Here is a 10,762-nt window from a genome sequence, read left to right on the forward strand (position 1 = left end):
GGCAGCCCGGTCTGCGGCGCCACTCCGCCCGATCCCGCAGCGCCGCTTGGGCTCAACGACCAAGCGCCGATCGAGATCGTGCTGCCTCCGCCGCCGACGGCTGCGGATGCCAAGACGATCACGTTTGGCCCGGCATGTTCCGGTGGGAACGGCCAGCAATGTCCGGCCACCTCGCACTGAGAAGCCGCAGATTGACGGAGCATTCAAATTTAACAGGCAACGCAATGCCTTAGCAGGTAGCCTCTACTGTGCATGGGGTTGTTTTTGCAGTTTTTGCAAGGGCCGGCCGAAGCGGGCCGTGCGGCGGCGCCTCAGTGCGATGACGAAGTCACTTGCACAGGCACCAAGGTCGGCTACCGTTGGCACTAGCCGCAGGGCCAGGTGACTTTTGATTCAGATTTTTTAGCATCCCATTTGCCGGCGCCGCTTTGGCGCGACGCCCACCGGAAAGAGGCGGGGCCATGATCCGGGACCAGTCAGCTCTGCTCGCTCCAGTCGAGCGCGACCTGCGGCTCGATCTGTTCCGCGGCATCGGCTTGTGGATGATCTTTCTCGATCACATCCCGCACGACGTCGTGGCCTGGCTGACGCTGCGCAATTACGGCTTCAGCGACGCCGCCGAGTTCTTCGTCTTCATCTCCGGCTATCTCGTCGGCTGGATCTATGGGCCGATCGTCGCCGGGGGCTGGTTTCTCGCGGCGCTCAAGCGGCTGTGGCGGCGCGCGGCCGAGATGTATGTCGCCCACATCATGCTGTTTCTGTTGTTCACGGCGCAGATCGCCCGCACGATCAGGAGGTTCGACAACCCGATGTATGCGGACGAGTTCAACGTTCACAATTTTCTCGACCATCCGGACATTCTGATCGGGCAGGCGCTCTCACTCCGCTACAAGCCGGTGAATCTCGACGTGCTGCCGCTCTACATCACGCTGGTGCTTGCTGCGCCCTTCATCGTGTGGGGCCTGGTGCGCCGGCCGAACCTGACGCTGGCGGCGTCCGTGGTGCTCTATGTGCTGTCGCGCTGGTTCGACTGGAACATCGCCTCCTACCCGCCCGGCACGAGCTGGTACTTCAACCCGTTCTGCTGGCAGCTGATGTTCGTATTCGCCGCCTGGTGCGGCATCGGCGGGATCGACAAGGTCGCGGCATGGGTCTGGTCGAAGACGGTGATGGGCCTGTCCGCGGCGTGGATCGCCTTCGCCCTCCTGATCGTGATGACCTGGCATATCCACGCGCTCGAGGCGATGATCCCGAAATGGATGATCAAGGCGATCTATCCGATCGACAAGACCGACCTCGACATGCTGCGCTTCACGCATTTCCTGGCGGTGGCGATCTGGGTGACCTATTTAGTCCCGCGCCACTGGAAGGCGCTGCATTTGAAATGGCTGCGCCCGGTCATTCTCTGCGGCCAGCATTCGCTGCCGATCTTTTGCCTCAGCGTGTTCCTGTCGTTCTCGGCGCATTGGATCCTGGTCCAATACACCAAGGGCGTCTGGGAGCAACTCGCTGTCTCGTTCGCCGGCTTCGTCATCATGATCGGCGCAGCCTGGCTGCTCGACCGAGCCGAGCGGGTGCCCAGCCTCTTCGTCAAGGTGACGGATGTCGACGACGAGTCGGAGCCCGCCGCCGAAGGCGCGCCGGTAACGGTCATCGGCGCGGCTCCGGGGAGCCGCTGAGAACCCATTCCGTCGCGCGGACGATTTTTCGGGAGAGATGCATGTCGAGACTCTTGTTGACGATTGCCGGCGCCCTCCTGTTCCTCGTCTGCAACGCGTCGGCACAAACGCCATCCCCGGAGGCGATGAGCGCCGCGCGCAAGCTCGTCGCCACGCTGAAGATCGCGGATCAGTATCGCGCGGCTCTCCCGCAGCTCCTGCTCAAGCTGAGACCCGTGGTCGCGCAGGATCGGCCGGAGATCGAGCGCGACTATGATGCGATGACGGCGCCAGGATCGGAGATCTACGCGCCGTTCGTCGCCTCGATGATCGATCAGATGGCCGCCGTCTATGCCGCCAGCTTCACCGTCGATGAGCTGCGCCAGATCGAGGCGTTCTGCGCCCAGCCTGTGGGGCGGAAGTTTCTGGAGAAGTCGGATGCGCTGGCGCAGGCGAGCGCGCAGATCGGCCAGGACGTCAGCCAGAAGGCCGCCGACGAGTTGAAGCAGCGCCTCATCGAGGCGCTGCGCCAGAAGGGGCACAAGCCCTGAGCACGATGCTCCTCGGGCTTACCTGGAACTGGGACATGCTATGCACCATGTCGCCATCCCCCCGCGAGCTACCTTTGTCGGTGAAGGCATCGTGCACCGGCGGCGCTCCGGCTGATTTGACGCGGCAGATTGCGCCGACTACGCTTTGTGCAAACTCAAAAATGCGTAAGGGCGATGGCCTGAAGGTCCAGGCCGGTCTTCACGCAGATTGCAAATTCCGGGGAATGGAAATGTCGAGCGACACCGCAGCCACCATCTCGAAAGCGCGCGAGCATTCCATCGGCGATCTCTTGCGCCGTTCCGCGGGCCGAGCGCCCAACAAGCTTGCGGTGAGCTGCGGCGACGTGAGCTGGACCTTCTCCGAGATGGACGCGATCTGCAACCGGCTCGGCCGCGGCCTGCTCGGCCTCGGCGTCAAGAAGGGTGACCGCATCGCGGTACTCTCGCGCAATTCACACGCCTTCGCCGCGCTGCGTTTTGCGGTGGCGCGGATCGGCGCGGTGTTGGTGCCGATCAACTTCATGCTCAATCCGGACGAGATCAATTTCATCCTGAAGAGCTCCGGCGCCAAGCTGCTGGCGGCCGGTCCCGATTTCGTCGAGGCGGCCCGCGATGCAAGCGCCAAGGACTGCGCGGTCGAGAAGCTGATCTGGCTGCCGGGCGAGGATCCCGCAACGCCGCCCGCGGGCCTCACCACCTTCGACGATCTCCTCAGCCCCGACGGCGCGTTCCTGGATGCATCGGTCGACAGCCGCGATCTCGCGCAGATCGTCTACACCAGCGGTACGGAGTCCCTGCCCAAGGGCGCGATGCTGACCCATGAAGCGGTGATGTGGCAGTATGTCAGCTGCGTCATCGACGGCGGCATGAGCGTGGAGGACAAATTCCTGCACGCGCTGCCGCTCTATCATTGCGCCCAGCTCGACGTCTTCCTGGGGCCGCAAATCTATCTCGGCGCCTCCGGCGTGATCACGGGCAAGCCGACGGCGGACGGCATTCTGGCGCTGATCCAGGCGCACAAGATTACGTCCTTCTTCGCGCCGCCGACGATCTGGATCGCGATGCTGCGCTCGCCGAATTTCGACAAGACCGATCTGTCGACGCTGCAGAAGGGTTATTACGGCGCCTCGATCATGCCGGTTGAGGTGCTGCTCGAGCTCCAGCGCCGCCTGCCCAACGTCAAGTTCTGGAACTTTTACGGCCAGACCGAGATCGCGCCGCTCGCAACCGTGCTGCGCCCCGAGGATCAGCTGCGTAAGGCCGGCTCGGCCGGCAAGCCCGTGCTCAATGTCGAGACGCGCGTGGTCAACACGTCGATGGAGGATGTGAAAGTCGGTGAGGTCGGCGAAATCGTGCACCGCTCGCCGCATCTGTTGTCCGGCTATTACAACGATCCCGTCAAGACCGCGGCGGCGTTTTCCGGCGGCTGGTTTCACTCCGGCGATCTCGCCACCGTCGATGAGGAGGGCCACATCACCGTGGTCGACCGCGTCAAGGACATGATCAAGACCGGCGGCGAGAACGTCGCGAGCCGCGAGGTCGAGGAGATGGTCTACCGCATCCCCGCAGTCTCCGAGGTCGCCGTCGTCGGCCTGCCCGATCCGCGCTGGATCGAGGCGGTCACCGCCATCGTCGTCGTCAAGAGCGGTGAAAAGCTGGACGAGGACGCCGTCATCAAGCACTGCGCCGGCCAGATGGCGCACTTCAAGGTGCCCAAGCGCGTCATTTTCGTCGACGCCTTGCCGAAGAATCCGAGCGGCAAGCTGCTCAAGCGCGAGCTGCGCCAGCGCTTCGTCGGCGGCGAGACGCTGGACAAGGCGATCCAGAAGAATTTTGGGACGTAGAACCGGGCGGCGTTCGGCAGCGTCGCGTCGCGTTTGGCTAGCCGGCGTCGCCGGCCAGCTTCCTGACGTCGTCGGGCGTCTGTCCGAAGCGGCGGCGAAACGCGCGATGGAAATAGGAGACGTCGTGGAAACCCGCGAGATGCGCGATCTCGATGATCTTGCGGGCGCGCATGGCAGGATTTCGAAGCAGCCGATCGGCGCGCAGCAAGCGCTGCTCCAGCACGAAGCCGCTATAGGTGATGCCCGCCTGCTCGAACAGCAGCTGGATCGTGCGTGGGCTGACCCGGTGCGTGGCCGACAGGACGGTGAGTGACAGCGCGGGGTTGTCCAGCTGCGCCAGGATGTCGGATTTGAGGGTCTCGAGACGCGCTGCGGCAAGGCCGCGCGTCCGAGCTTCCTCGGCGACATCGCCGCGGGCTCCGATCATCAGCACCGATAAATCGAACAGATGCTGCGAGACCGCGTCGAGCTCGGCGGGCGCGAGCTTGTCGGCATAAGCATGCGCGAGATCGTAATATCGCAGGAACATCGACGTGATCGGATTGGCGCCTGGGATCGACTGCGCAATCAGGTCCTCGGCATTCGGACAGACGCGCAGCAGCGCCTTACGCGGCAGCAGCGCGGTCCGGAAATTACCGTTCCCGGTCTGAGTGATATAGGCGCCCTTGATCGAGGGGTCCCCGATTGTGACGTCGCCCGCCGCGATCTCCAGCGGGCGCTTTCCCATGGTCCCGCTCAACGCCGAATTGGGCGACGTCGTAATCACCAATTCGTCGTTCGTCCCCAACGACACGAAAGATATCGGCGAGCCGAACGAGGCCGAGAGTCTGATGCGGGGAAGAATGGCCGGCGCAATGGTCCGGTGAACTCGCCCTTCCCCGACCGGCACGAAATCGACGTTCGCCACCTGACGGCAAAACTGCTCGCGCCATCTTTCATAGGCCGGGCCATTCGGGTCGCCGTCAAAGGAGAGTTGAGGCTGGATCATCGATCGGGAAGGGCGGTTTATTGGCGATTGCGGCAGGTTGTATCGTCATGCCGCTGCGTCGCAACGGCAAAAGCGGGGAATTGCGTGATAAGCCACTCGCGATGACGCGCTGAGACCGCGACCAGGTGCCGCAGCCAAGTGAGTGTCCGGACCGCGCCAGGCGCCGCCGCTGTCGCTGTCTTTCACGTCACACCATTCGCCGGATCGTCGCTCGCGGCGAACGAGACCGGCTCCCGCCTACGTCGTCGGCGTGACATTGGTGACGGCGATGAAGCTCAATACTTCTTCACTGTCGCCCCGAACGCGAACCACAGCGCCATCGATGCGAGCCCGAAGCCGCCGAGCAGCAGGAAGGTCGGACCGTAGCCGATCCATTGCGCGATCCAGCCGCCGAGCGCGGGACTGAGGCTGGCGCCGACACCCTGCACCGTGATCACGGCGCCCTGGCCGAGATTGATGCGGCCGGTGCCGTTGAGCGCCCGCGCCACCATGCCGGGGACGGCAACGGTTTGCAGACCCGTGCCGATGCCGTCGAGCACTTGCATCGGCACGACGCCCCACCATCCCGTAACGAAGAAGGCGAGTACGCCGCGAATGGGCAGGAACATGAAGGAGACCAGGATGATGGGCCAGTAATTGCGCTTGCTCGCGGCCTTCATCGCGATCAGCGACGTCACGACCATCACGCCTTGTGCGATGACCACGGTGGTCGCGACGAAGCTCGGGCCGTTGGCCTGTCCCTCGGCGACCGCCGCGAGCCCGTAGAGCGGGACGATCGCGGCATTGCCGAGGTGGAATAGCGCGAGCGCCAGCGCCAGCACGAGCAGCGCCCGATGCTTGAGCAGCATCGTCATCGCATCCGGCGGAGCCTTGGAGTCATCCTCCTTGCTGCCGCGCGCGGCCCGGTCATCGATTGCCTTGGCCGGGATCATCATCACGCAGGCGATCGCGATGGCACCGAACGCGGCCGCCAGCATGAACACGGCGACATAGCCGTATTTGTAGCCGAGATAGCCCGACAGCGCGGCGCCGACCATGTTGCCGGCGTGGTTGTACGCCTGGTTGCGGCCGTTGAGCGCGTTGAAGCCCTTCTGCTTGGCGATGCCCAGCGTGATGCCCGTCACCGCCGGCACGATTGCGGCGCTCGCCAGCGATTGCGCGACTTGCGAGAACGTCACCGCCCAGAAATTTTGCGAGATCAGGATGATGGCGGAGGCGAGAACGACGCAGATGCCGGGAATGACGACCCACATCCGCTTGTTGCGGCTGGCATCGATGAAGCCGCCGATCGGCGTCGTGATCAGCATTCCCGCGACATTGCCGATCGTCAGCGCGGTGCCGATCAGTCCGGTCGCCCAGCCGCGCTCCTGGAGGAATACGCCGACGAACGGACCGATGCCCGACTGCATGTCGGCCATGAAGAAGTTGAGCGCGAACAGGGGCCAGAGGCGGGACGGAGAGGGGGATCGCGATGTCATCGATACCTAGACATGCTCTTCGTGTGTCGTGATCCTCTTGGCCAATCGTTCTGGCGTTGATCTGAACGTAACGGGCGTTCGCCGCGTTGGTTCCAGTCACCCTTGCGGCTCATCGAACTTGCTGAACGCTTATTCGCAATGTCATCCTGCGGGCCTTCCCACGGAGCTCAAGTCATGCCTCTCTGGACCTGCGAAACCTGCGGCGCGCAATTTCCGAACGGCGGAAATCCGCCCGCCTCCTGTCTGATTTGCGAGGACGAGCGGCAGTTCGTGAACTGGAAAGGGCAGAGCTTCCTCACGCGCGAGGAGCTCGCGCGAGGGTACCGACTGGTGGGCCGCGACGATCTCGGCCTCACCGGCATCGGCCTGGAGCCGAGCTTCGCCATCGGGCAGCGCGCGCTGCTGGTGCCTCAAGGCGACGGCTGCGTGATGTGGGATTGCATTCCGCTGGCAACCGATGAAGCCATCCAACACGTTGCAGCGCTCGGCGGACTGAAGGCGATCGCGATCTCGCATCCGCACTACTACGGCGCGGTCGCCGACTGGAGCGATACCTTTGGCGGCGTGCCGGTCTATCTGCATGCCGACGATCGCGCTTTCGTCACGCGGCCGCATCCCTCGATCGTGCACTGGACCGGCGAAAGCCACCGCATCTCCGACGATGTGCTGCTGCTGCGCACCGGCGGTCATTTCGCCGGCGCCACCATGCTGCACGCCGTGCGCGGTGCGGACGGCAGGGGCGCGCTGCTCACCGGCGACATCGCCCAGGTGACGATGGACCGCCGCTTCGTCAGCTTCATGTACTCCTACCCCAACTACATGCCGCTCAATGCCGCCGCGGTGCGGCGGATCGCGGCCGCCGTCGAGCCGCTCGCCTTCGATCGCATCTATGGCGCCTGGTGGGGGCGCAACATTGCCACTGGGGCCAAGGCCGCCTTCGCGGCATCGGTGGAGCGCTATATCGCCGCCATCGCCTGAGCGGCCGGTTCGTTGGATTTATCTTGCCGGTCCAGAATAACTGTACTATAGGTACACTTATTAAGCGCGGCGCAACGGCGCGTCTGCGGGCTCGGCATGATCGATGCATCGCCGCCTCAGCGGCGCATTCTGGGCCGCGAGCGGGAGTCCGGTTCATGACGGAGCACTACGAGATCTTCGAAGCCGGCGACGTCACCCTCCAGTCCGGGGTCGTCTTCTCCTCGCTGAAGCTCGCTTACAAGACCTACGGCACGCTGAGCCCGGCCAAGGACAACGTCATCCTCTATCCGACGTCGTTCAGCGCGCAGCATTTTGACACCGAGTGGCTAATTGGCCCGGACGGCGTGCTCGATCCCACGCGCTACTTCATCATCGTCCCGAACCTGTTCGGCAACGGCCTGTCGTCCTCGCCGTCGAATACTGCGGCGCCGTTCCCGGAGGTGACCTATCACGATGCGGTCGCGGTCCAGCACCGGCTCCTCACCGAGCGCTTCGGCATCGCAAAGCTTGCGCTCGTCTACGGCTGGTCGATGGGCGGCATGCAGGCCTATCACTGGGCGGCGCTGCATCCCGATATGGTCGCGCGCGCCGCCGTGGTCTGCGGCAGTGCGCGTTGTGCGTCCTACAATCACGTCTTCCTGGAAAGCGTGAAGGCCGCGCTCACCGCCGATCCCGCCTTCCGCGACGGCCGCTTCGCCGAGAAGCCCGTCGCCGGCTACCGCGCCATGGGGCGCGTCTATGCCGGCTGGGCGATGTCGCACGGCTTCTATCGCGACGAGCTCTGGCGCGAGGCCGGCTTCAGCTCGCTGGAGGATTATCTCGTCCGTACCTGGGATGCGACGTTTGCCCGGCGCGACGCCAATGATCTGCTGGCGCAGATCGGAATCTGGCAGCGCGGCGATATCAGTCGCTGTGGAGCATTCGGTGGCAATCTCGACCGCGCGCTGGCCGCGATCAAGGCGCACATGCTGCTGATGCCCGGCGCGACCGACCGCTATTTCGACGTCCGCGACAACGAGGACGAGCTCGGCCGGCTGACCAACGCCAAATCGGCCGTGCTGCATCCGATCCCGTCGTTGCACGGCCATCGCGCCGGCAACCCCGTCGGCAATCCGCGCGACCAGGCCTTCATCAAGGCCGAGGTCGCAGCTCTTCTCGGCAAGTGACAGGGCATCCGACCATGACTGACGCGACCGTTTCAGAATCCGGCCACCGCCTGAAGCCGCTGACGCCGGCGATGCTGCGCGAACTGTCGGTCCGCTCCAATCTCAGGGGCGCGGCGCAGAGCCTTGGCCATTATGGCGTGATCGTACTGGTGGGCGCGCTGATCTGGATGGTCGCTTCCCGCCATGGCGTGCTCTGGGCGCTGCCGTTGATGGCGGTGCAGGGCTATTTCGTCGCCTTCCTGTTCATGGCGGTGCACGAGACCGCGCACAAGACCGCGTTCAGGAGCCGCGGCCTCAATCTCGTCGTCGGCCATCTCTCGGCCTTCATCATCGGATTGCCCTACGAATATTACTGCCTGTTTCACTGGGACCATCACCGCTACACCCAGGATCCGGACAAGGATCCCGAGTTGATCGTCGGGGTGAAGCCGACATCCGACACGCAGCTCGCGATCGCCTATAGCGGCCTGATGCAGGTCGCCGGGCGCCTACGGCTGATGCTTGGCCATGCGATCACCGGCAAGGTCACCATGCCCTGGATTCCCGAGGGCAAGCGCGCCACCATCGTCATGGAGGCGCGTGCCTATGTCGCGCTCTATGTCCTGCTGCTCGCGCTGTCGCTGTGGTTCTCGTCAGCGTTGCTGCTTTGGGTCTGGATCGTCCCGCTCGTCATCGGGCAGTTATTCCTGCGGCCCTATCTCTATGCCGAGCATACCGGCTGCGACCGCACCCGCAGCGCTTTCCAGAACACTCGCACCACCTATACCGGCGCGGTCGTCAAATGGTTCGCGTGGAACATGCCCTATCACGTCGAGCACCACGCTTATCCCTCGATCCCCTTTCATGCGCTGCCGAAGCTGAACGAGATCGTCGACGGCGAGATCGTCCATCGCGGCCGCGGCTACATCAGAACGACGCGCGAGACCTGGGCCTGGTTTCGCCGGCAGCGCAGGGCGGCTAGTCAAATGCAAAACTCCGGTCGCGGTGCGACCGGAGCTTCGTCGTGAAGGCGAGATATCAGTACATCCCGTAGGCGCAGACATTCACGACGCGCACGCGCAGGCCATGACGGGTCTGGATCAGGCGCTCCTGGTAGCAATTGCTGACGCCGGTGTTGAGGTAGATGCCGCCAATGCCCCAGCCGGGACCCCAGTGGTGATGACCGTGATGGTAATGGAAACCACCGGCCGAAGCCGCGGTGGGGGCGAGAGCGGCGACAGCGAGCGAGCCGGCGGCGATCAGACCAAGAGCAAGCTTACGAAACATCTTCATTCTCCATTTGGCGCGGGGCCGTTGTTGTGTCCCTGCATCTCGGTCGGGCTGAAACGCGAATGCGTTCACGGCTCGCGGCGAGAATCGTGTTTCAGGATTGTTTCGTGGGCTGCGGCAAAATGTGCCGCCGTCAGCCTTTGCGCACCACGCGATAGCGCGCGGCCATTGCCTGCGTCAGCTCCACCATCTTGTCGCGAAGATCGGCGGGCTCCAGCACTTCGGCCTCGGGACCGAGCCGCAACAATTCGGCTGCGGCGTGCCAGGATGTCTTGCCGACGGGCACGCGCGCAATGCGCCAGCCGTCGGCATCAGCGGTCTCTTCGAGCTGCGTGCGCGCCTTGACGTAGGGCTGGCTCAGCGCATCGAGCAGCTTGACGCCGAACGGCGAGAGCCGCACGACCGCGACATTCGGATGCATCTCGGCCTCGAGGCGAAGTGTCGCGGCCTGCCAATAGGCGGCGAGATCGAAATCGGCGGGGCGATCGAAGCCGTCGTCGAGCGCCGTGCAGTCGAGCACGCGCGCGACGCGATAGGTGCGCACGCTGGCGTCGACCTGACCCGCGAGGTACCAGCTCCCACCCTTCAGCACGAGGCCGAGCGGCGCGAGGCGGCGCTGCTTCTCGGATCGCCAGCTCTGATAGCGGATCTTGATCAGCGTCCCGCGCAGAGTAGCCCCGGCGATCGTGCGCAGGTGCTTTGGGTCTTCCGTCTCGCCAAACCAGCCCGGCGCGTCCAGGTGAAAACGCTCCTGCATCCGCCCGGCGTCCGCGCGCAGATTCGCAGGCAGGGCGGCCATCAGCTTGTTCTGCGCGGCGATCATCGCAGCG

Annotated in this window: 12 protein-coding genes; 8 read left to right on the plus strand and 4 right to left on the minus strand. The window is 64.4% G+C overall.

The features are described 5' to 3' along the window. The 4 genes from MOV75_RS14150 to MOV75_RS14165 form a co-directional block, all read left to right on the plus strand. The coding region (locus tag MOV75_RS14150; RefSeq protein ID WP_247006016.1) for a hypothetical protein at positions 1 to 180 on the plus strand (180 nt) is incomplete at its 5' end. Between the two features lie 281 nt (positions 181 to 461). Beyond that, positions 462 to 1,679: an OpgC domain-containing protein gene (locus tag MOV75_RS14155; protein ID WP_246922892.1), complete on the plus strand. Its 1,218-nt coding sequence runs from the start codon at positions 462 to 464 to the stop codon at positions 1,677 to 1,679. A 41-nt stretch (positions 1,680 to 1,720) separates the two neighbouring features. Next, positions 1,721 to 2,209 carry a DUF2059 domain-containing protein gene (locus tag MOV75_RS14160; RefSeq protein ID WP_246922894.1) on the plus strand — a complete coding sequence of 163 codons (489 nt, stop codon included), beginning with the start codon at positions 1,721 to 1,723 and terminating at the stop codon, positions 2,207 to 2,209. Between the two features lie 230 nt (positions 2,210 to 2,439). Next, complete coding sequence (locus MOV75_RS14165; protein ID WP_247006017.1) at positions 2,440 to 4,053, plus strand: acyl-CoA synthetase; 1,614 nt, start codon at positions 2,440 to 2,442, stop codon at positions 4,051 to 4,053. A 37-nt stretch (positions 4,054 to 4,090) separates the two neighbouring features. Here MOV75_RS14165 and MOV75_RS14170 read toward each other — a convergent pair whose 3' ends face one another. Further along, entirely contained in the window at positions 4,091 to 4,780 is a 690-nt protein-coding gene (locus MOV75_RS14170; protein ID WP_246922897.1) for an AraC family transcriptional regulator, read from the minus strand. Here MOV75_RS14170 and MOV75_RS14175 point away from each other — a divergent pair. Then, on the plus strand, positions 4,779 to 4,919 hold the full coding sequence (locus MOV75_RS14175; RefSeq protein WP_246922899.1) for a hypothetical protein: 141 nt from the start codon (positions 4,779 to 4,781) through the stop codon (positions 4,917 to 4,919). The two genes, MOV75_RS14170 and MOV75_RS14175, sit on opposite strands and share 2 nt — an antisense overlap. Before the next feature lie 397 nt (positions 4,920 to 5,316). On the opposite strand, the gene MOV75_RS14180 is transcribed toward MOV75_RS14175, so the two are convergent. Next, the gene (locus tag MOV75_RS14180) at positions 5,317 to 6,519 is read right to left on the minus strand and encodes an MFS transporter (protein ID WP_247006019.1); all 1,203 of its coding nucleotides are present in this window, start codon (positions 6,517 to 6,519) and stop codon (positions 5,317 to 5,319) included. A gap of 174 nt (positions 6,520 to 6,693) precedes the next feature. Between MOV75_RS14180 and MOV75_RS14185 the strand changes: the two genes are divergently transcribed. From MOV75_RS14185 to MOV75_RS14195, 3 genes are all read left to right on the plus strand, one after another. Beyond that, positions 6,694 to 7,497 (plus strand): MBL fold metallo-hydrolase, encoded by an 804-nt coding sequence (locus MOV75_RS14185; protein ID WP_246922903.1) that lies wholly within the window; start codon positions 6,694 to 6,696, stop codon positions 7,495 to 7,497. Positions 7,498 to 7,652: 155 nt separating this feature from the next. Next, the gene (locus tag MOV75_RS14190; RefSeq protein ID WP_247006021.1) at positions 7,653 to 8,663 is read left to right on the plus strand and encodes an alpha/beta fold hydrolase; all 1,011 of its coding nucleotides are present in this window, start codon (positions 7,653 to 7,655) and stop codon (positions 8,661 to 8,663) included. Between the two features lie 14 nt (positions 8,664 to 8,677). Further along, positions 8,678 to 9,670, plus strand: coding sequence for a fatty acid desaturase (locus MOV75_RS14195; protein WP_247006023.1), 993 nt, complete (start codon positions 8,678 to 8,680; stop codon positions 9,668 to 9,670). Between the two features lie 10 nt (positions 9,671 to 9,680). Here the strand turns inward: MOV75_RS14195 and MOV75_RS14200 are convergent, their stop codons facing one another. Together MOV75_RS14200 and MOV75_RS14205 are read right to left on the minus strand one after the other, a co-directional pair. Continuing rightward, on the minus strand, positions 9,681 to 9,929 hold the full coding sequence (locus MOV75_RS14200) for a hypothetical protein (RefSeq protein WP_246922911.1): 249 nt from the start codon (positions 9,927 to 9,929) through the stop codon (positions 9,681 to 9,683). A gap of 136 nt (positions 9,930 to 10,065) precedes the next feature. Further along, on the minus strand, positions 10,066 to 10,762 hold a 697-nt coding region (locus MOV75_RS14205), incomplete at its 5' end, for a YafY family protein (protein WP_247006025.1).

The organism is Bradyrhizobium sp. PRIMUS42 (genome assembly GCF_023006515.1).
Taxonomy (GTDB): domain Bacteria; phylum Pseudomonadota; class Alphaproteobacteria; order Rhizobiales; family Xanthobacteraceae; genus Bradyrhizobium.